Raw genomic sequence first — 19,832 nt, 5'->3', positions numbered from 1 at the left:
GGTCAGCCTGCGATGGAGTCCAGTTGCTCGGCGGCGGGCCGCAGGGCCCAGAGATCGCCGCCGGGCGGTGCCTCCAGGTACCGGAGCGCCCGCTGTGCCGCCCGGTCGCCCGCGTCGGCCGCCGCGTGCACGACGTCGGTGGCCGCGTAACGGTGGAATTCCAGCTCCGGGTGCGGCCAGGCGGCGGCCCCGGTGGCGGCGGGGAGCAGGTAGTCGACGGCCGCGGACAGCGACTGTCCGTCCGGACCCCGGTAGGCCCACAGGTCGACCCCGACATGCCGGCCGATCGCCGCGAGGCGGGTGTAGGCGACCAGGTCGAAGGTGGAGTAGTGCCAGCTCCGGGTGCGGGCCAGCTCCTGCGGCTGGCTGCCGTCACCGGCGATCTGCGGGTCGATCCGCTTCGCCCGCGCGTCCAGCACGGTCTTCCTGGCCAGCGCCCGGTCGCCGGTCGCGTGGGCGAGGGCGGCGAGCTGCATGTCGTAGAAGGTGCCGTGGTTGTTGGCGGCCGAGCCCTCCTCCTTCCCGAAGGAACTGTTCACCAGCCAGTCGCGGAAGTCCGTGTTCCAGCTCCGCATGCCCGCCCGGTCCGCGGCGCTCCAGCCGGGCGCCCCGGTGCCGAGGATCGCCAGCGCGTCGACCACGCTGGTGTACGACTGGGAGAAGTCGATGATGCCGATCGACCGGCCGTCGTACTTGCACGGGATGAACTGGGCGTGGTCCAGGTTCGGGTTCATCCGGGTCGCCGGGTCGAGGAACCAGGTGCGCAGCACCTGCCCGGCCTTCTCGGCGTAGGCCCGCCGGCCCGTGTAGTACCAGGCCAGGGAGAGGTCGTAGGCCGAGTCGAAGACCTTCTCCACGTCCTGGCGGTCGGTGCCGCTGTCGACCTCGGGATTGCGCTGGCCGTCCCGCTGGACGTAGGGGCAGCCCCAGGGGTTGTCGGCGGTGGGGGAGGTGGTGGGCCACCAGTAGGGGGCCTGGCTGAGGTAGTCGTGCACGTCACCGCCGGGGGCGGGCCGCGGTTTGTCGACCACTGTCCAGGGGCCCTGGTCCAGCCAGGCGTCGGCGCGGACGGTCAGGTCCCGGACGGCGCGGCGCAGTCGCGGGTCGCCGTCGTCGAGTCTCGCTCTGGTGCGCTGGAGGCGGGCGCCGTCGAGGACGGCGGTGTCCGGCGCCTTGGCCGCCCTCGCGGTCGCGTGGGCGGAGGGGACGAGGACGGCGCCGACGGCCGCCAGTGCCGTCAGGACGACGGCCACACGGGTTCTTCCACTCATCGAGCACTCCGATCGGACACACAGTCAATCAGGTACGTGAACACAGTTCATGAGTAGGACCGTGTGAGCGTAGAACCGCGAGGTAGCCCTGACAATGGTCCGGACCGACTTCACGTACGAAGAAAGCGAAGCCCCACCATGGATCTCGGCGTGCGCTGGAAACTGCACGGCGACGGACGTACCCCCGCGCCCGGAGCGGTGGTACGCCCCGACGAACGGCTCTCCTGGCCCCGCACGGTCGGGCTCGGCGCCCAGCACGTGGTGGCCATGTTCGGCGCCTCCTTCGTGGCCCCCGTGCTGATGGGCCTCGATCCCAACCTCGCGATCATGATGTCCGGCGTGGCGACCGTGATCTTCCTGCTGGCGACACGCGGCCGGGTGCCCAGCTACCTGGGCTGTTCGCTGTCGTTCGTGGGCGTGGCCGCGGTCATCCGGGCGCAGGGCGGCACCAGCGCCACGGTGACCGGCGCGGTCCTGGTGGTCGGTGCCGTGCTCTTCCTGATCGGACTGGCCGTGCAGCGCTTCGGCGCCCGGATCATCCACGCCGCGATGCCGCCGATCGTCACCGGCGCGGTCGTGATGCTGATCGGCTTCAACCTCGCGCCCGTGACCGCCTCCACCTACTGGCCGCAGGACCAGTGGACGGCGCTGCTGGTGATGCTCTTCACCGGTCTGGCCGTCGTCTGTCTGCGTGGTTTCTGGTCACGGGTCGCGATCTTCCTGGGCCTGGTCTTCGGGTACGTCCTCTCCTGGGCCCTGGACCGGGTCTTCGGCAGGATCCACTCGATGAGCCCGAGCGGCAAGGTCACCGACCACTGGCGTCTCGACCTGTCCGGTGTCGGCAAGGCCGACTGGATCGGGCTGCCGTCCTTCCACGGCCCGTCCTTCCAGTGGTCGGCGATCCTGGTCGCGCTCCCGGTCGTGATCGCGCTGGTCGCGGAGAACGCCGGACACGTCAAGGCCGTCGGCGAGATGACCGGCGACCCGCTGGACGACAAGCTCGGCACGGCGATCTCGGCCGACGGCGTCGCCTCGATGCTGTCCACCGCCGTGGGTGGCCCGCCCAACACCACCTACTCCGAGAACATCGGCGTGATGGCCGCGACCCGCGTCTACTCCACCGCCGCCTACTGGGCCGCCGCCGGCTTCGCGCTGCTCTTCGGCGTCTGCCCCAAGTTCGGCGCGATCGTGGCCGCGGTCCCGGGCGGGGTCCTCGGCGGCATCACGGTGATCCTGTACGGCATGATCGGCCTGCTCGGCGCCCAGATCTGGCTGCACGCCGAGGTCGACCTGCGCAATCCGCTGAACCTGGTCCCGGCCGCCGCCGGCATCATCATCGGGGTCGGCAACGTCAGAATGAAGTTCACCGACACCTTCTCCCTCAGCGGTATCGCGCTGGGCACGCTGGTCGTCATCACCGGCTACCACACCCTGCGCGCCTTCGCGCCCGCCCACCTCAAGGGCCAGGAACCCCTTCTCGACGAGGGAACCAGCTCCTACGACGACGCCCAGCCGTAGCCGTACGACGGCCGCGTTCGCCCGTTCCGGGGAAGCTCCGGGCCGGTCGGCACCCCCGCCGGTCCGGGCCTGGCACCCTTCCCCCATGGCGCAGCTGGCACACCTCACCGCTCCGGTCGGCACCGTCGTCTCCCGGATGCGCGCCCTGGACGAGGACCTGCCCGAGCGGGACGGTGTCGCGGTCTTCAACCGGGTCTACCTCACCGTCACAGAGGAGGTCGAACGGCGCCTGGAGGCGGGCCGGTTCGGAGACCCGAGAGCCGCCGCGACGCTCGACGTGCGGTTCGCGGAGCGGTACCTGGCGGCCGTGGACGCGGCGGCGGACGGCCACCGTCCGCCGGCCTGCTGGCGGCCGCTGTTCCAGTTCCGCCGCCACCCCGGGGTACGCCCGCTCCAGTTCGCGCTGGCCGGCATCAACGCCCACATCGGCCATGACCTGGCGCTGGCCGTGGTGGACGCCTGCCACACGCTCGACTGCGAACCGGCCGACCTGGAGGACGAGTTCGACCGGGTGGGCGACCTCCTGGTGTCGCTCGAGGAGCGGATCCGCGAGGACCTGATGCCGGGCCCCGACCTGCTCCAGATCGCCGACCCGCTGACCCATCTGCTCGGGTCCTGGAGTCTGGAGCGGGCCCGGGACGCGACCTGGTCGGCGGCGCGGGCGCTGTGGGCGCTGCGCCGGTTCGAGGACCTGGCCGAGGAGTTCGCCGAGCGGCTGGACGCGGCGGTCGGGCTCGCCGGCCGGATGCTGCTCACCCCACTGCGCGGCTGACGGACGCGTCCCGTGGGCCGTGTCTCCGGCTCAGTCCTCGGGGAGTTCGACCGGGGCGATCTCGTCGTAGACGTCACCGGGGCCGGGGTTGGTGGGGTCGGTCTCGCCACCGAAGTGGTGCATGACGCCCCAGACCGCGTTCAGCGCGGTCTGGACGGCGCCCTCGGCCCAGCCGGCCGTCCAGGAGATGTCGTCGCCGGCGAGGAAGAGGCCCCGCTTGTCGGCGGGCAGCCGGTCCTGCACGAAGTGCGTGAACAGGCGCCGCTGGTAACGGTAGTGGCCGGGCAGGTTGGCCTTGAACGCGCCCATGAAGTACGGCTCGTTCTCCCAGGAGACGGTCACCGGGTTGCCGATGATGTGCTTCCTGATGTCGACCTTGGGATAGATCTCGCCGAGCGACTTCAGCATGACCTCCATCCGCTCGTGCGCGGACAGCGGCAGCCACTTCAGGCTGTCGTCGCACCAGGTGTAGGAGAGGCAGATGACGGCGGGCCGGTCCGGGCCGTCGTCGAGGAGGTAGGTACCGCGGGTCATGCGGTCGGTGAGGGTCATCGACATGACGTCACGGCCGGTCTGCTCGTCCTTGTCCAGCCAGAACGGCCGGTCGACCGGCACGAACAGCTTCGAGGACTCCATGTAGTGGGTGCGCTCGATCGCGGTCCAGTGGTCGATCGGGAAGAGCGAGTCGTCGCAGGCGATCTTGGAGAGCAGCATCCAGGACTGGGCGGTGAAGACCGCCGCCCGGTAGGTGCGGATGTCGCCGTTCGCGTCGGTCACCGTGATCCGGTTGCCGCCGGTGCGGTGCAGCCGGGTGACGGCGGGACGCGGCTCGCCGTTCTCGTGCAGGGACTTCAGGGACGTCCCGTAGGCCCAGTGCACGATCTTCTCCGGCTCCCGCTCCCAGAGCCTGAGCGGCAGCTGCTGGGAGCCGCCGACGATACCGCGGTGGTGGTCGTCGGCCTCGGTGTAGACGACGCGCAGGATCTCCAGGATCGAGTTGGGGAAGTCGGTGTCCCAGCCGCCCGTGCCGAAGCCGACCTGGCCGAAGATCTCGCGGTGCCGGAAGGATTTGAACGCCTCGGATTCGCAGAGGAAGCCGTAGAAGGTCTGGTTGTCGAGCTTCTCCACGAGCTTCGACCAGATCTCGCGGATCCGCGGCACGTCCCGCTCGCGCATCGCGCGGTTCATGTCGGAGAAGTCGGCGCCCTCGTCGAGGCACTTGTTCCAGGCGGCCGCGACATCGCGGTAGACCTGCGGGAGGTCGGCGATCGTCTCGGCGTAGTGCGACTCGCCCTTGAGGTCGACCACGGTCGAAGGGGTCGCCTCCGCGAGGGGGTTGGGGAACGGCCGGGTCTCCAGGCCCACCAGGTCGATGTAGTGCTGGAGGGCGGTGGAGGAGGGCGGGAAGCGCATCGCGCCCATCTCCGCGGTCAGTTCGGGGTCGCAGCCCTCGAAGCCGACGGTCCGCAGCCGGCCGCCGATCTCGTCGGCCTCGTAGACGACCGGCTTCAGACCCATCTTCATCAGTTCGTAGGCCGCCACGATGCCCGACAGACCGCCGCCGACGACCGCGACCTCGGTGCCGTGCTCGGTGGCCGGGATCTGCCCGAGTCCCGCCGGGTGGGCGAGGAAGTCGTCGTAGGCGTAGGGGAAGTCCGGGCCGAACATGGTGATCGGCGGCTGCTGCCCGGCCGCGTGCTCGACGGCGTTGGGCACGGTGGACGTCATGGGGTACGGGCTCCTTGCGGCATGCGTGGGGTGGGGAACGAGCGGGGCGACGCGACGGAAGGTCAGACCAGGGAGCCGTAGAGGCCGGGGCGGCGGTCCTTCAGATACGGGTTCGCCGCGCGGGAGGCGGCGAGGAAGACCGGGTCGACGTCGGCGACGACGAGTTCCTCGCCGTGGCCGGCGCGGGCGCGGGCGACCCCGTCGGGTCCGGCCAGGGTGGAGAGCCCGAAGAACTCGAACTCCCCTTCGTGGCCGACCCGGTTGGCGTAGGCGACGTACATCTGGTTCTCCCAGGCACGTACCTGGACCATGGATTCGGCGACCAGCTGGAACGGGTGCATGTTCGCCGTCGGGACGAGGAGCACGTCGGTGCCGGCCAGGGCGTGGGCGCGGACGAGCTCCGGGAACTCCACGTCGTAGCAGATCATGATCCCGACGGTGAGGCCGTTCAGCTCGGCCTGGACGACCGGCTGGTCGCCCGGGGTGAAGTGGTCCGCCTCGAAGCCGCCGAACAGGTGGGACTTGCGGTAGTTCGCGAGCCGGCTGCCGTCGGCGGAGACCAGCTGGGCGGAGTTGTGCACGCGCTCGCCGTCGCGCTCCGGGTAGCCGTAGACGACCGCAAGACCGTGCCGGTGGGCCAGCCCGGCGATCGCCTCCGCGCTGTCCCCGTCGGCGGGCTCGGCGAGCCGGGCGATGTCGTCGCCGATCGCGTAGCCGGTCAGGAACATCTCCGGAGCGACGAGCAGCGCGGCGCCCGCGGCGGCGGCCCGGCCGGCGGCCTCGTCGAGCACCTTGAGGTTCTCGGCGGTCGAGCCGGGGCGGCCGGAGCTCTGGAGCAGGGCGGTGCGCATGCGGGGTCCTCGCCGGTACGGAGGGGGTTCTGGGGTCATTTAGACCGTACGGTCGGCGGCCCCGGCCGGACAAGAAGGAGCCGTTGCGTGCCGGTGAGCGGTTCGTTGCGTGATGCGGGGACCGGGCGGCGATTCGTTGCGCGCGGTCAGAGTTCCCGCAGGCGCGCCACGATCTGCTCCAGCAGCGCGGGGTCGGCGGCGGGACCGGCCGGCTCCACGCGGCGCGGCTCGTCGATCCGGACCAGGCCGGCCTCGGCCAGGTCGCCGAGCAGCACGCGGACGACGGTGAGCGGCAGGTCGGCGTCCGCGGCGAGCTCGACCACCGGGCGGGCCCCGCGGCGCACCAGGGCGAGCAGGGCGGCGCCGGCGTGCTCGACCTCGCGCCGGTCCACACCCGGGTCCGTGCCCGGGTCCAGGGCCGTGACCTGGGACATCAGGTCGACGGTGTGCCGGTCGGAGGGCTTGGTCCGGCCCCGGGTGACGGTGTAGGGACGGACCAGCGAGCCGGTCTCGTCCTCGTACCAGTGCTCGTCGCTCACCGCGGTGTCAGGGGGTCGTGCGGGTGGCCGCGTCCAGGTGGCCGCCGAGCCGGCGGACGAGCAGGGCCATCTCGTGGGCCAGCTGGCCGACGTCGGTACGGACGTCGCTGAGGACGGCGAGCCGGCTGCCGTGTCCGGCCGGGGTCACGAAGAGGTAGGCGTCGTCCAGCATCACCATGGTCTGCCGCACCTCCCCCGCCTCGAAGCGGTCGCCGGCGGAGCGGGCGAGGCTGTGGAAGCCGGAACAGACGGCCGCGAGGTGCTCGATGTCCCGCCGGCGCATGCCGTCGGAGTGGCTGAGCGGGAGCCCGTCGGCGGTGAGCAGCACGGCCTGGCGGACGTGGTCGGTGCGGGCGACGAGATCGTCGAGGAGCCAGCCGAGGCCGCTGCCGGGCCGGGCGCCGGACGGGTCCGCGGGCGTCCCGGGAGCGTCGGGGGTGTCTTTCCGGTCGTCACTGTTCATGGCCCGCGGGCTTCCTTTCCTGGGTGTCGGTCGGCTCCCCGGCTTCGACGGGCAGTCCCCTGCGGCCGCGTTCCAGGCCTCGCTGGAAGGCTCCGAAGACCGCCTGCATCTCGTCGGCGTCCAGGTCACGCGGGCCGGCCGGCTCCGGTTCCGCGCGCAGCCCGGGGGCGAGGGAGGCCTGACGGGTGCGGGTGGGCAGCGCGGGGGCGGCGCCCTGCGCGGCGGACCTCTCACGCGCGCCGTCGCCCACGTCGTCGCCGGGCCGGGCGTCGCCCGGAACCGCCCGCACCGGCCGCTCCCTCGCACCGGCGAGCGCCCGCCGCTCCCCCACACCCGCTGCGTCCGCCAAGCGCGCCACGTCCGCCATGCCCTCCATGCCCGCCATGCGCGGCACGTCCGCCACGTCCGCCACGCCAGCCGCCTCGGCCACATCGGCCACGTCCGCCGCGCCAGCCACGCCCGCCGCGCCCGCCTCCGCGGCCGCCAGGACTGCGGCCGGCAGCAGCACCACCGCCGTCGTGCCGCCGTACGGCGACTCCCGGAGGGTCACCTCGATGCCGTGACGGGCGGCCAGGCGGCCCACGACGTACAGGCCGAGCCGGTCGTGGCGGGTCGGGTCGAAGGCGCCGGGGTCGGTGAGGGTGCGATGGGCCTCGGCGAGCTGTCCGGCGTCGAGACCGAGTCCCCGGTCGTCGATCTCCAGGGTGAAGCCCCGGCCGACCCGGCCGGTGCGCAGGGTGACCCGGGTGTGCGGCGGCGAGAACACCGTCGCGTTCTCCAGCAGCTCGGCGACCAGGTGGACCACGTCGGCGACGGCGTCCGCGGCCACGCCCACCTCGGGCATCGGCGGCACCGCGACCCGCGTGTAGTCCTCGATCTCGCCGACCGCCGAGGCCACCACGTCGGCGAGCGGCACCGGCCGCCGCCAGCGCCGTCCGGGGGCCGCGCCGGAGAGGATGATCAGGCTCTCCGCGTGCCGGCGCATCCGGGTGGTGAGGTGGTCGATGCGGAACAGTTCGCTCAGCACGACCGGGTCGTCGGTGCGCCGCTCCAGGGTGTCGACGAGTTTCAGCTGACGGTGCACGAGGGCCTGGTTGCGGCGGGCGATGTTGAGGAGGACCGCGAACAGCCCGCGGCGGAGCGTGGCCTGCGTGACCGCGGCCCCGACGGCGGCCAGCCGGGCCCGGTTGAACGACCTGCCGACGTCCCCGATCTCGTCGTCCCCGGCCTCCCCGGCCGCCAACGGGGGCGCCTCGGTGACCGGGTCCACGTCCTCACCGGCGCTCAACCGCTGCATCAGGGCGGGCAGTTGCTGTGCGGTCAGCACATCGGCGGCGTCCCGCAGGGTCTCCAGCCGGCGCGAGATCCGGCGGGCTCCGCGTACCGCGAACCACAGGGACAGTCCGACCGCCACCAGCCCGGCCGCGCCGAACACGGCCGCCTTCGCCAGCTCCCGGTACGCGAACTCCCGGCCGCGCGCCCCGGAGTTCTCCGCCGAGCGGGTGCACAGCAGCATGTACTGCCTGACGGCCCGGTCGGTGGTCGACCGCCAGGTGTCGGCGGCGACGGCCGCACCGGCCCGGCCCGCACCCGCCCGCAGCAGCGCGTCCTCGCCGCTCACCAGCGCCCGGTACAGCGGTCCGTGCTGGAACCGCTCGAACAGCGTCCTTGAGTCGGCCGGCAGGTCTGGCACGTAGGTCCGTTCGAAGACGCGCCGGTCCTCGATCGTCGCGGTGAGGGTGTCGTACTGCCGGTCGGTGAGGCGTCCGGCGGCCCGTGCCCCGGCGACCAGCGCGTCCTCGCGCGAGACGAACTCCCGTACCCGCACCAGCTCGATGACGACCTGGGCCTCCCGGGCCAGCTGTCCGGCCTGGAGGGCGGTGAGGGTGGACTCGACGTCGAAGCCGGGTTCCACCAGCGCGCTGTAGCCGGCGACGGCGCCGTCCCAGGTGATCTTCCGGGACAGCACGCGCTCGCGCAGCTTCTCCAGCCCGCCGGTGGCGGTCACCATCGCGTCGAGGGCCCCGCGCTGCCGGGTGGTCAGACGCCCCCGGTCACCGTCCCGGACCGCGTCCCGCAGGGCGGTCACCGCCCGGTCGGTGCGCCGCTGCTGCTCCAGCAGGCCGGCGGCGGTCGCCGTGTCCGGGCGGGCGCCCAGGTAGGCGGCCGACAGCCGTCGTTCGATCTGGATCTGCCCGACCGCCGTGTCCACCGGGGTGCCGAAGTCGTCGTACACCCCCTTGAGCCTGATCAGCGCGCGGGGTTCGGCGGTCACGGACACCATGGCGAAGCTCCACAGGGCCGTCAGCGCGACGGCCGGGGCGAGCGCGAGCGCCACGACCCGCGCGCGGACGGTGGTGGGGCGGCCGAGGGGCCAGCGCATGGTTACCTGCCGGTGTTACCAACCAGTAAGACGGGGCCGGCACAACCTACGGGATGCCCGCCGCACCTCGCAATGGTTGCCCCGGGTAACCCCTGGTCAAGACCCGGTCGATCACGGTTCGACGGCGAACGTGGTGATGACGGCCGCGTGGTCGGAGGGCCAGTCGTTGTCCGCGACGGCGGGCCAGGGCGCCGGGGTGCCGGTGACCCAGGTCCGGGAGTCGAGCACGCGCAGCCCCCTGTGCAGCACGTAGTCGATCCGGTCCTGCGGCTCGGGCCGCCCGCTGCCGTCCTCGTGCACGGGGTGGACCGGCGACCAGGTGTGGCCGGGCGCCGCGGCCGGGTCCGGGTGCGCCTGCCGGAAGGAGTCGTGGAACCCGGCCTCCTCGGCGGCCTTCGTCACCGGCCACTCCATGTCCGGCCGGTCCAGGTGCGAGGGGCAGTTGAAGTCGCCCGTCAGCACCACCGGCACGGCACCGGCACGGTCACCGTCGCCGATCCACCGCAACGCCTCCCGCAGCTGTCCGAGCCGCACCTCCTCGTGGGCGATCAGCTCGTCCGCGCCGAGCCCGTCGAAGTGCAGCTCGTAGGGCCCGTACGGCGTGTAGTGCAGGTGCGCGGTCCAGACCTCGACCTCGCGGCCGGGCCGGACGGCGATCCGTACCCCGGTGGCGCCGTAGAAGCCGGTCTCCGGGTCGCCCAGGCGCGCCGTGATCGGGTGGCGGCTGATGATCCCGAGGTTCTCCCCCGCCGTGTGGTGGTGCCAGCCGAGGGCCTCGGCGAGTTCCCGGGCCGAGGTGCCCGCGGTCTCCTGGAGCCCGACGACGTCGGCGCCCACGTCCACGATGGTCTTCACCTGCTTGGCCCGGTGGTCGTCGATCCGGCTGCCGCCGAGCCAGAGGTTCCAGGACATGACCCGCAGTTCGGGTACGGCCATCTCGCTCAGCTCCTTCGGGGTGACTCCGACCAGCGTCTCCCGGACGGTCCGGCCGGGCGCGTCGCCGATCGGCGCGAGCGAGGGCACCGCCAGCACGGCGCACCCTGCGGCCTCGGCGGAGGCGACCCCGGTCTCGGTGTCCTCGACGGCCACACAGGCCGCCGGGTCGACGCCGAGCGCACGGCAGGCGGCGAGGTACGGGTCGGGGGCCGGCTTGGTGCGGCCGGTGTCGTCGGCGGTGACGGAGACGGCGAAGCGGCCGGGGCCGAGGGCGTCGAGCACGAGTTCCGCGACCGCGCGTGGGGACGCGGTGACCAGGGCGGTGGGGACGTCGGCCGCGGCCAGCGCGTCCAGCAGGTCGAGGGCGCCGGGGCGGGGCACGACGCCGGTGCGGACCCGGTCCGCGAACTCCCGGTGCAGCTCGGCCGCGAGGTCGGCGCCCGGCCGGCCGGTGCCGTCGGCCAGCCACTGGGCGGTGTGCTCGACGGGCCGGCCCAGCACATCGGGCTCGTCGGCCGCGTCGAGCGACCGTCCGGCAACGCTTTCCACCGCCTCCCACCACAGTCGCTCGGTGTCGACGAGCGTTCCGTCCATGTCGAACAGGACGGCCTGGAGCGGGAGTCGTGAGTGGGGGGTCACGTTGTTGTCATTCCTCACTGCTGGATGGATTCCCTCGGGTCGGGGCCGGGCCCCTGGGCGGCGTCCCGGGTTCACTCCCGGGCACGTTCCGCCACGAGCACCGGCCGCTCGGGCAGCGACACGGTCGCGGCGGATCCGGCGCCCAGCTCGGCGGCCTCGTGGGCGGGCAGGTCGGCCTTGGCCTCGGTGCCGTCGGCGAGCCGTACGGTGACCCGGACGACCGCGCCGAGGAAGGCGGTGGCGACGACGGTGGCCGTACCGGAGCCGTCCGCGCGCACCCGCACGGCCTCGGGCCGCACCAGGACGTCGACCTCGCCGGCGCCCGGCGCCTGTCCGTCGAACGGCAGCCGCTGCCCGAGCACCTCCACCCGGTCGTCCTTGACCGTGCCCGGTATCCGGCTCATCGTGCCCACGAACTCGGCGACGAAGGCGGTGGCCGGACGGCCGTACAACTCGGCGGGTTCGGCGCACTGTTCGAGCTGCCCGGCGCGCATCACGGCGACCCGGTCGGCGATGGACAGGGCCTCCTCCTGGTCGTGCGTCACGAACAGGGTGGTGATGCCGAGTTCCTGCTGGAGCCGGCGGATCTCCTCGCGGAGCGACAACCGGACCTTGGCGTCGAGCGCGGACAGCGGCTCGTCGAGCAGCAGCACCCGGGGCCGCAGGGCGAGGGCCCGGGCGAGCGCGACGCGCTGCTGCTGACCGCCGGAGAGCTGGTGCGGAAACCGCTCGCCCTTGTCGCCGAGCCCGACAAGGTCCAGCAACTCAGCGGCCCGCTCTCGCCGTTCGCCGGTGCGCACCTTGCGCATGCGCAGTCCGAACGCCACGTTGTCGACGGCGTCGAGATGCGGGAAGAGGCTGTACGACTGGAAGACCATGCCGGCGTCACGGCGGTGGGCCGGGACCCGGGTGACGTCCTCGCCGTCGACCAGGACCGCGCCGGAGTCGGGGTGTTCGAACCCGGCGAGCATGCGCAGGGCGGTGGTCTTGCCGCAGCCGGACGGACCGAGCAGGGCCAGGAACTCCCCCGGCCGGACGGTCAGGTCGAGTCCGTCAAGGGCGACGGTGGCACCGAACTCCCGTCGCAGGGAGCGGAATTCGACGGTGGCGGCCTTGTCGAGCGTGCTGACACTCATGGTTCAACCCCGGGAGGAAGCGGTTCGGTCACGGCCGCCGGCACCGGCGAGCGCGAGGAGCAGGGCCCAGGTCACCAGGAGACTGAGCACGGAGACGGCGACGGACATCTGGGCCTGCGAGCCGCCGACGTCGTAGATCCACACGGCGAAGGGCTCGAAGCCCAGCAGCCGGGCGACGGTGAACTCGCCGAGCACCAGCGCCAGGGTGAGGAAGGACGCGTTGAGCAGCGCCCCGCGCAGATTGGGCAGCACGGTCCGGACCAGCGCCTGCGGCCAGGAGGCACCGCAGCTGCGGGCGGCCTCGACGAGGGTGCGCACGTCGATCGCGCGCAGTCCGGCGTCCAGCGCCCGGTACACGAAGGGCAGCGCCATCACGACGTAGGCGAGGACCAGGACGACCGGGAAGTCCGGGTTCTGGACGGCGACGAAGGTCTCGAACAGCGGGGTCCGGGAGAGGTGGTCCGGCCCCCACTTCAGTACGGTGACGATGCCGGCCACGAACGCGATCGGCGGCACCACCAGCGGCAGCGAGCAGACGATCTCGACCACGGGCCGCAGCCTGGGCGCGCTGAGCCGCAGGGCGACCACGGCGGGCACCGTCAGCAGCAGGACGACGGCGATGGTGGCGACGGCCAGTTCGAGCGAGAGCAGCAGGCTGGACAGGAAGCCGTCGGCGGACACGATCTGGGTGTAGGCGTCGAAGGTGACGCCCTCGCCGGGCACGTCCACCGTGAAGAGCACGGAGGCGGCCATCGGGATCAGGAAGTACAGGGCGGCCAGGCCGAGTACGGCCCAGCGCCAGAGGTTCAGGCGTCGAGCCATCGGGCGCTCCGTCGTTGCAGGGGCAGGTACACGGCCATCACCAGGCCCGCCACCAGCACCATGTCCAGGCTCAGGGCGAGGGCCACGTTCTCCTGGCCGACCAGGACGTTGCCGGAGAGGGCGTCCGCGATCTGCAGGGTGACCAGCGGGACCGCGCTGCCGACCATGGCGGCGGCGGTGGCGTAGGCGGCGAAGGCGCTGCCGAAGAGCAGCACGAACCCGCCGAGCAGCGAGGGCGCGAGCACCGGCAGCGCGACGAACCGCCAGTACTGGACACCGGTCGCGCCGTTGTTGAGCGCGGCCTCCCGCCACTGGGCCCGCAGTCCGTCCAGGGCCGGGGTGATGGTGAGGACCATCAGCGGGATCAGGAAGTACAGGTAGACCAGGACCAGCCCCCAGAAGCTGTACAGGTCCCATGCGTGGTCCGCGAGGTGCAGGTGCACGGTGAGCACACCGGCGTTGCCGAGGGTCGCGACGAACGCGAACGCCAGCGGCACGCCGCCGAAGTTGGCGAGCACCCCCGAGGCGGTGAGCACGGCCTCGCGCAGCGCCCGGGAGCGCGAGCTGACCACGGCCTGCGCGAGTGGCAGCCCGAGGACGGCGGCGAGGACGGCGGAGAGCGCGGACAGCTTCACGCTGCCGACGAGGGCGGTGAGGTACGGCCCCTGGAGCGAGTCGCTCAGATTGCTCGCGGTGTAGGAACTCGTGCCGCTGGCCGGGTCCTTGACCGTGAAGGCGCCGTTCAGCATGGCCACGGCCGGCAGTCCGAAGGCGACGGCCGTGAAGGCGAGCAGCGGGACGACGGCGAGCCATCCGGGGGCGCGGCGCCGCCGCTTCTGGGAAGCGGCGGACGCCACGTCGGCCCGCGTGAGCGTGGCCGTCATCCGGATACGGCCTTCGACCAACCGGAGGAGAGGACCGTCTTGGCCTTGTCCTGCTGGGCCTCGGTCGGGAAGGACGGGGTGCCGGTGACCGCGGGGAGCTTGGCGGCGGCGGCCTTGTCGAGCGTGCCGGCCTTCTCCAGGGCGGACATCAGGACCGGGCGGGCGTACCCCTTGAGCCACAGGTTCTGGCCCTCGGTGCTGTACAGGTACTCCTGCCACAGGCGGGCGGCCGCCGGGTGCGGGGCGTCCTTGTTGATGGCCTGGGAGTAGAACTGGGCGTACTGGCCGTCGGTCGGGATCGACACCTTCCAGTCGACGCCCTTGGACTTGAACTCGTCGGCGTAACCGGCGTTGAGGTAGTCCCAGTCGATGGAGATGGGCGTCTCGCCCTTCTCGACGGTGGCCGGGGTGGACTCGACGGGCGTGTAGTTGCCGTTCTTCTTCAGCTTGGCGAAGAAGTCGAGGCCGGGCTGGATGTCGTCGAACGAGCCCTTGTCGGCGAGCGCGGCCGCGTAGACGCCGCCGAAGGCCGAGCCGGACTTGGTCGGGTTGCCGTTGAGGGCGACCTGGCCCTTGTACTGCGGCTTGAGCAGGTCCGCGAAGGTCGTGGGACAGGTCTTCACGCGCTTCGCGTCGCAGCCGATGGAGATGTAGCCGCCGTAGTCGTTGTACCAGCGGGCCTGCGGGTCCTTCTGGCCCTCGGGGATGTCGGCGTACGAGGTGACCTTGTAGGGGGCGAGCAGGCCCTGCTGGGCCGCGCTGAGCGCGAAGGACGAACCGAGGTCCAGCACGTCGGGCGCCCGGTCCTGGCCCTTGCGCGAGGTCACGGCGTTGATCTCGTCCTGGCTGGAGCCGTCGGGGCTCTCGTCCTCGATCTTGATGCCGTACTTCGCCTTGAAGCCGTCGATGATGGCGCCGTAGTTCGCCCAGTCGCGGGGCACGGCGATGATGTGCAGCGTGCCCTCCTTCTTGGCGGCGGCGATCAGCTTGTCCAGGCCGCCGAGGTCGGCGGCGGAGGTGGCGGTGGCGGCGCTCTTGCCACCGGACGTGGTGGACGACGCGTTGTCGGGAGCGGCGCCGCAGGCGCTCAGGGCGAGCGCGGCTACGGCGGCGAGGGAGCCGCCGAGGAGGGCGGTTCTCGGCAGGGACACGGTCACGGTCTCTCCAGGGAGTACGCACGAGGGTGGGGCGGCGCTGCGGAAGGCACCAGGCAACTTGTCTGAACAAGTTGGCCCTAGTACGCCCGCCGTGGGTTTCCCCTTCATGAACGGAGACGAAACTCCAGACCCTTATTCCCTGCACAATCCCGGCCGATCGCGGGCTGACACGAATCACCCGAGCACGTCGATTAGGCTGGTCACGCTGTGCACAGCCGCCTGATCAGAGGGGAAGCATGACGGCGCGACACGAGGAGATCGCCGACGAACTGCGGCGCGCCATCGACCGCGAGGAGTACACCGTCGGCAGCCGGCTGCCCGCGGAGACGGAGTTGGCGGCGCAGTACGGCGTCTCGCGCGGCACGGTCCGCCAGGCGGTCGCCGCGCTCACCTCAGAGGGGCTGATCGGCTCCCGGCAGGGCGCCCGCCGGGTGGTGCTGGCCAGCCGCCGCAGCCAGAGCTTCGCGGAGCTGCGCAGTTTCGCGCAGTGGGCGAAGGCGATGGGCCGCACGGCGACGGGGCACGTGGTGTCCCAGGAGTACCGGCCCGCCTCCCAGGAGGACGCGGTCCGCCTCCAACTGGCGCCCGGCACGCCGGTGTTGCACGTGCTTCGGGTGCGCGGGCTGGACGGCGAACCGGTGTTGCTCGAGCGGACGGTGTACTCCGACTGGATCGCCCCGGCGGTGGAGCCGATAGAGCCCGAGTGCCCTTCGGTGACCCAACGCCTCTACGAGGAGACGGGGTTGGTCTTCGCGTACGGCGAGCACGTCATCGACGCGGTGGCGGCGGGGGCACAGGACTCGGAGCTGCTGCGGGTCCGCCGGACGAGTCCGCTGCTGCGGGTGCGGCGGGTGACGACGACGCGGGAGGGGCGCCCGGTGGAGTGGTCGGACGACCGGTACCGGTCGGACGCGGTGAGCTTCAGCGTCCACAACTCCATCGACAGCAACGCGCTGGCGCGGAAGACCGCGGAGTAGGGGGTGGGGGGTCCGGTGGTGCGCCGGGTGCGGGCCGGTGGGGCTTGTTCGCGCAGTTCCCCGCGCCCCTTCAGGGCGCGGTACCACCGCCGGCCAAAGGGGCGCGGGGAACTGCGCGACCAGCCACGGACCACCCGCACCCGGCACAGGACCGGGCCCCCGCCCCCTCCTCCGCTCTCAGCCCGGCGCTCCTGAAGAGAACCGTCTCAGCAGCGGCGACAGCACCAGCACCGACTTGGTCCGCTCCACGAACGGCTCACCGGCGATCCGCTCCAGCACCCTCTCGAAGTGCCGCATGTCCGACGCGAAAACCTGCACGACCGCGTCGGCCTCACCGGTGACCGTCGACGCGGCCACCACCTCCTGGTACCGCTCGAGACCCCGCTGGATGGTCTCCGGAGACGTGTTGCGCCGGCAGTAGATCTCGACGAACCCCTCGGTCTCCCAGCCGAGGGCCGCCGGATCGACGCGTACGGTGAATCCCGTGATCGCCCCCGTGGCGCGCAGCCGGTCCACGCGCCGTTTCACCGCGGGCGCGGACAGGCCGACCAGTTGCCCGATGTCCGCGTAGGAGCGGCGGGCGTCCTCGGCGAGGGCGTGCACGATGCGTTCGTCGAGATCGTTCAGCAAGGGGTCGTTCAGCTCTCAGGCGGTGCAGGACGGGACGGCGGGCGGCCGTACACGAAGTAGAACACGGTCCTGACCGCCCACCCCACACCGAAGCGACCACGCCGCGCCCGAACCCGGCGCCTCCCGCGCCGCGGCTAGCTCCAGCTCGCGTGCAGCGGCTTGCCCTCCGCGTAGCCGGCCGCGCTCTGGATCCCCACGATCGCCTTCTCGGCGAACTCCTCCAGGGACCCCGCACCGGCGTACGTGCAGGACGACCGGACACCCGCGACGATCGAGTCGATCAGGTCCTCGACGCCCGGCCGGGCCGGGTCGAGGAACATCCGGGACGTCGAGATGCCCTCTTCGAAGAGCCCCTTGCGGGCCCGGTCGTAGGCCGACTCGTCGGACGTGCGGTTGCGCACCGCCCGTGCCGAGGCCATGCCGAACGACTCCTTGTACAGCCGTCCGTCGGCCGCCTGCTGGAGGTCGCCCGGCGACTCGTAGGTCCCGGCGAACCAGGAGCCGACCATCACGTTGGACGCGCCCGCGGCCAGCGCCATGGCGACGTCACGCGGGTGCCGGACACCGCCGTCGGCCCAGACGTGCTTGCCGTACTTCCGCGCCTCCGCGGCGCATTCCAGGACCGCCGAGAACTGCGGCCGGCCCACGCCGGTCATCATGCGGGTGGTGCACATCGCGCCGGGGCCCACCCCGACCTTGACGATGTCGGCGCCCGCGTCGATCAGGTCCTTGACGCCCTCGGCGGAGACGATGTTGCCGGCCGCGATCGGGACCTGCGGGTCGAGGTCACGGACCAGCTTGATCGCGCTGATCATCGACTCCTGGTGACCGTGCGCGGTGTCGATGACCAGCGTGTCGACGCCCGCGTCGAGCAGCTGCTTCGCCTTGCCCGCGAAGTCGCCGTTGATGCCGACGGCGGCGGCGATGCGCAGCCTGCCGTTCGCGTCGGTGGCCGGGGTGTACAGGGTGGCACGCAGGGCGCCCTTGCGGGTGAGGATGCCGGCGAGCTTGCCGTCGCCGTCGACGGCCGGGGCGTACCGGCGGTTGGCGGCGTCCAGCTTGTTGAACGCCTCGCGCGGGTCGATGTCCGCGTCGAGCAGCAGCAGGTCGCGGGACATGACCTCGGCGAGCTGGGTGAAGCGGTCGACACCGCTGAGGTCCCGGTCGGTGACGACGCCGACGGGGCGGCCGTCCTCGTCGACGACGACACCGGCGTTGTGCGCCCGCTTGGGCAGCAGGGCCAGCGCGTCGGCGACGGTCTGGTGCGGGGCGAGCACGATCGGGGTGTCGAGGACCAGGTGACGGCTCTTCACCCAGGTGATGACATCGGTGACCACGTCGATGGGGATGTCCTGCGGTATCACCACGAGTCCGCCGCGCCGGGCCACCGTCTCGGCCATCCGGCGGCCCGCGATCGCGGTCATGTTGGCGACGACCAGCGGGATCGTGGTGCCCGTGCCGTCCGGCGAGTCGAGGTCCACGGCCTGCCGCGAGCCGACCGCGGAGCGGCTCGGCACCATGAAGACGTCGTCGTACGTCAGGTCGTACGCGGGCTGGATGTCATTGAGGAAACGCACGTGCCGCACATCCCAGTCGATCAGAGGTGACCCCCGGACCGGCCGGCCAGGGGGAAGAGCACGTACCTCATTGTCCCATGGGCACCGGTATGTGATGCCCGGGACGAACATCCAGGCAGGTCAGGGACGCTTCGGAGGAAGCTCCAAGGGTGTCAGCCGAGCGCCAGGGCCACGGTGAGCGCGGGTTCGCCCGCGGCCGCCTGGGTGAAGACGTCCTCGGCGACCCGCCATTCGTCCGGCCGGGTCCGCGCGTACTCCTGCCAGCCGGTGACGACGACGAGGAGCCCGCGGTCGACAGCCTCGGGCGGCCACACCGAGGGGTCGCGGAGGCTGTCCGCGAGGGCGTCCCAGTTCCGGCCGAACCAGTCGGGCAGAGCCAGCGCGGACACGGCGCGGTCCATGAGACCGGCCTTGTCCCCGACCCCGGCGAGGTCGAGCGTGACCAGCAGCGGACTCGTCGTCATCTCAGCACCGTCCGGGAGGAGTTGGGGCAGTCACCGGGGTAGTAGATCCCACCGTCCGGTCCGGTGACAACGCGCCCCTCGGAGGGTTCACCGGGGCGCCGCGGGAAGGTCGTCCAGGAAGTCGCCGGACGGCACGAAGAAGAGCGTGCCGGTGACCGCCCTGGAGAAGTCGAGGATCCGGTCGTGGGTGGCGTCCTCGGTGCCGAGGAACATGTTGCGCAACATGTGTTCGGTGACGTCCGGGGTACGGGCGTACCCGATGAAGTAGGTGCCGAACTCGCCGCGGCCTGGGCTGCCGAAGGGCATGTTGTCGCGCAGGATCTTCTGTTCGGCGCCGTCCGGTCCGGTGACCGTGTTCAGGTCCTTGTGGGAGGCGGGCGCGTCCAGTTCGATGTTGGTGGCCTTGGTACGGCCGATGATCCGTTCCTGGGTCTCGACCGGCAGGGCGTTCCAGGCGTCGAGGTCGTGGACGTACTTCTGCACGATCACATAGCTGCCGCCGGCGTGCGCGGGATCCTCGGCGCCGACCAGCACGGCACGGCGGGCGGCGGCCCCGACCGGGTTCTCGGTGCCGTCGACGAAGCCCAGCAGGTCGCGGGCGTCGAGGTACTTGAAGCCCTGCACCTCGTCCTCGACGGTGACCGCGCCCCGCAGCCGGTGCATGAGTTCGGCGGCGAGCCCGAAGCACAGGTCGAACCGGGTGGCCCGGATGTGGAACAGCAGGTCGCCGGGGGTGGCGACCGCGGTGTGCCGGGGGCCCTCCAGCCGCTGGAAGGGATGCAGGCCGGCCGGGCGCGGGTGGTCGAACAGGCGGTCCCAGACGTCGGAGCCGATGCCCGCCACGCAGCTCAGGGCGGCTTCCGGGGCGCCGAACCCGAAGCTGCGCTCCAGCCCGCGCAGGTCGCCCAGCACGTCCCGGGCCGCCTCCTCGCCACCGGGGCGCACCGTGACCACGAGGAAGATCGCGGCGGTGGTCAGCGGGCTGAGCACCGGCTGCGGTCCGGCTCCCGGCTCGGGTTGGGGATCAGTGGTCAACGCGTCCTCCCGGTGCGATCGGCGCTCGGCCTGTCGTACACATCCTCGGG

General features: G+C 72.2%; 18 protein-coding genes. 3 read left to right on the top strand and 15 right to left on the bottom strand.

Features of this window, described 5'->3' with window-relative positions; translation table 11 throughout:
• Window positions 1-2: 2 nt before the first annotated feature.
• Window positions 3-1,271: an alginate lyase family protein gene (locus tag MB828_RS29875; protein WP_301650889.1), complete on the bottom strand. Its 1,269-nt coding sequence runs from the start codon at window positions 1,269-1,271 to the stop codon at window positions 3-5.
• Between the two features lie 138 nt (window positions 1,272-1,409).
• On the opposite strand from MB828_RS29875, the gene MB828_RS29870 reads away from it, so the two are divergent.
• Window positions 1,410-2,789, top strand: a complete 1,380-nt coding sequence (locus MB828_RS29870) for a uracil-xanthine permease family protein (RefSeq protein ID WP_301650888.1) — start codon at window positions 1,410-1,412, stop codon at window positions 2,787-2,789.
• A gap of 85 nt (window positions 2,790-2,874) precedes the next feature.
• Window positions 2,875-3,561 (top strand): DUF5995 family protein, encoded by a 687-nt coding sequence (locus MB828_RS29865; protein ID WP_301650887.1) that lies wholly within the window; start codon window positions 2,875-2,877, stop codon window positions 3,559-3,561.
• Between the two features lie 30 nt (window positions 3,562-3,591).
• Here the strand turns inward: MB828_RS29865 and MB828_RS29860 are convergent, their stop codons facing one another.
• From MB828_RS29860 to MB828_RS29815, 10 genes are all read right to left on the bottom strand, one after another.
• Entirely contained in the window at window positions 3,592-5,289 is a 1,698-nt protein-coding gene (locus MB828_RS29860) for a flavin monoamine oxidase family protein (RefSeq protein ID WP_133026046.1), read from the bottom strand.
• Window positions 5,290-5,351: 62 nt separating this feature from the next.
• The gene (locus MB828_RS29855) at window positions 5,352-6,140 is read right to left on the bottom strand and encodes a carbon-nitrogen hydrolase family protein (RefSeq protein ID WP_301650886.1); all 789 of its coding nucleotides are present in this window, start codon (window positions 6,138-6,140) and stop codon (window positions 5,352-5,354) included.
• A 146-nt stretch (window positions 6,141-6,286) separates the two neighbouring features.
• On the bottom strand, window positions 6,287-6,679 hold the full coding sequence (locus MB828_RS29850) for a DUF742 domain-containing protein (RefSeq protein WP_301650885.1): 393 nt from the start codon (window positions 6,677-6,679) through the stop codon (window positions 6,287-6,289).
• Between the two features lie 7 nt (window positions 6,680-6,686).
• Entirely contained in the window at window positions 6,687-7,142 is a 456-nt protein-coding gene (locus MB828_RS29845) for a roadblock/LC7 domain-containing protein (RefSeq protein WP_301650884.1), read from the bottom strand.
• The gene (locus tag MB828_RS29840; RefSeq protein WP_301650883.1) at window positions 7,132-9,525 is read right to left on the bottom strand and encodes a sensor histidine kinase; all 2,394 of its coding nucleotides are present in this window, start codon (window positions 9,523-9,525) and stop codon (window positions 7,132-7,134) included. Before MB828_RS29840 ends, MB828_RS29845 begins: the two co-directional genes overlap by 11 nt.
• Window positions 9,526-9,636: 111 nt before the next feature.
• Complete coding sequence (locus tag MB828_RS29835; protein ID WP_301650882.1) at window positions 9,637-11,100, bottom strand: HAD-IA family hydrolase; 1,464 nt, start codon at window positions 11,098-11,100, stop codon at window positions 9,637-9,639.
• Between the two features lie 71 nt (window positions 11,101-11,171).
• Window positions 11,172-12,236 (bottom strand): ABC transporter ATP-binding protein, encoded by a 1,065-nt coding sequence (locus MB828_RS29830; RefSeq protein ID WP_301650881.1) that lies wholly within the window; start codon window positions 12,234-12,236, stop codon window positions 11,172-11,174.
• Between the two features lie 3 nt (window positions 12,237-12,239).
• On the bottom strand, window positions 12,240-13,058 hold the full coding sequence (locus MB828_RS29825; RefSeq protein ID WP_133026039.1) for an ABC transporter permease: 819 nt from the start codon (window positions 13,056-13,058) through the stop codon (window positions 12,240-12,242).
• Window positions 13,043-13,942, bottom strand: coding sequence for an ABC transporter permease (locus MB828_RS29820; RefSeq protein ID WP_301650880.1), 900 nt, complete (start codon window positions 13,940-13,942; stop codon window positions 13,043-13,045). Before MB828_RS29820 ends, MB828_RS29825 begins: the two co-directional genes overlap by 16 nt.
• A complete protein-coding gene (locus MB828_RS29815) occupies window positions 13,939-15,099 on the bottom strand; it encodes an ABC transporter substrate-binding protein (protein ID WP_301650879.1) in 1,161 nt (386 codons plus the stop codon). The genes MB828_RS29820 and MB828_RS29815 overlap by 4 nt, the downstream gene beginning before the upstream one ends.
• 236 nt (window positions 15,100-15,335) lie before the next feature.
• Here MB828_RS29815 and MB828_RS29810 point away from each other — a divergent pair, with 236 nt between their 5' ends.
• Window positions 15,336-16,076, top strand: coding sequence for a GntR family transcriptional regulator (locus MB828_RS29810; protein WP_301650878.1), 741 nt, complete (start codon window positions 15,336-15,338; stop codon window positions 16,074-16,076).
• 177 nt (window positions 16,077-16,253) lie between these two features.
• On the opposite strand, the gene MB828_RS29805 is transcribed toward MB828_RS29810, so the two are convergent.
• The 4 genes from MB828_RS29805 to MB828_RS29790 form a co-directional block, all read right to left on the bottom strand.
• Entirely contained in the window at window positions 16,254-16,706 is a 453-nt protein-coding gene (locus MB828_RS29805) for an Lrp/AsnC family transcriptional regulator (protein ID WP_046726552.1), read from the bottom strand.
• 134 nt (window positions 16,707-16,840) lie between these two features.
• Entirely contained in the window at window positions 16,841-18,283 is a 1,443-nt protein-coding gene (locus tag MB828_RS29800; protein WP_301650877.1) for a GuaB1 family IMP dehydrogenase-related protein, read from the bottom strand.
• A gap of 152 nt (window positions 18,284-18,435) precedes the next feature.
• Window positions 18,436-18,747 carry a barstar family protein gene (locus tag MB828_RS29795; protein WP_301650876.1) on the bottom strand — a complete coding sequence of 104 codons (312 nt, stop codon included), beginning with the start codon at window positions 18,745-18,747 and terminating at the stop codon, window positions 18,436-18,438.
• A gap of 87 nt (window positions 18,748-18,834) precedes the next feature.
• Window positions 18,835-19,782 carry a Dyp-type peroxidase gene (locus MB828_RS29790; protein ID WP_301650875.1) on the bottom strand — a complete coding sequence of 316 codons (948 nt, stop codon included), beginning with the start codon at window positions 19,780-19,782 and terminating at the stop codon, window positions 18,835-18,837.
• Window positions 19,783-19,832: the final 50 nt, after the last annotated feature.

The sequence above is a fragment of the Streptomyces arenae genome (assembly GCF_022343545.1).
Lineage (GTDB): Bacteria > Actinomycetota > Actinomycetes > Streptomycetales > Streptomycetaceae > Streptomyces > Streptomyces humi.
This window is presented reverse-complemented; position numbering and strand designations above follow the sequence as displayed.

Bases quoted from the DNA above. Each gene is read 5' to 3' on its own strand.
- MB828_RS29875 (WP_301650889.1), bottom strand. From the start codon at position 1,271: ATGAGTGGAAGAACCCGTGTGGCCGTCGTCCTGACGGCACTGGCGGCC.
- MB828_RS29870 (WP_301650888.1), top strand. From the start codon at position 1,410: ATGGATCTCGGCGTGCGCTGGAAACTGCACGGCGACGGACGTACCCCC.
- MB828_RS29865 (WP_301650887.1), top strand. From the start codon at position 2,875: ATGGCGCAGCTGGCACACCTCACCGCTCCGGTCGGCACCGTCGTCTCC.
- MB828_RS29860 (WP_133026046.1), bottom strand. From the start codon at position 5,289: ATGACGTCCACCGTGCCCAACGCCGTCGAGCACGCGGCCGGGCAGCAG.
- MB828_RS29855 (WP_301650886.1), bottom strand. From the start codon at position 6,140: ATGCGCACCGCCCTGCTCCAGAGCTCCGGCCGCCCCGGCTCGACCGCC.
- MB828_RS29845 (WP_301650884.1), bottom strand. From the start codon at position 7,142: ATGAACAGTGACGACCGGAAAGACACCCCCGACGCTCCCGGGACGCCC.
- MB828_RS29840 (WP_301650883.1), bottom strand. From the start codon at position 9,525: ATGCGCTGGCCCCTCGGCCGCCCCACCACCGTCCGCGCGCGGGTCGTG.
- MB828_RS29830 (WP_301650881.1), bottom strand. From the start codon at position 12,236: ATGAGTGTCAGCACGCTCGACAAGGCCGCCACCGTCGAATTCCGCTCC.
- MB828_RS29825 (WP_133026039.1), bottom strand. From the start codon at position 13,058: ATGGCTCGACGCCTGAACCTCTGGCGCTGGGCCGTACTCGGCCTGGCC.
- MB828_RS29820 (WP_301650880.1), bottom strand. From the start codon at position 13,942: ATGACGGCCACGCTCACGCGGGCCGACGTGGCGTCCGCCGCTTCCCAG.
- MB828_RS29810 (WP_301650878.1), top strand. From the start codon at position 15,336: ATGACGGCGCGACACGAGGAGATCGCCGACGAACTGCGGCGCGCCATC.
- MB828_RS29795 (WP_301650876.1), bottom strand. From the start codon at position 18,747: ATGACGACGAGTCCGCTGCTGGTCACGCTCGACCTCGCCGGGGTCGGG.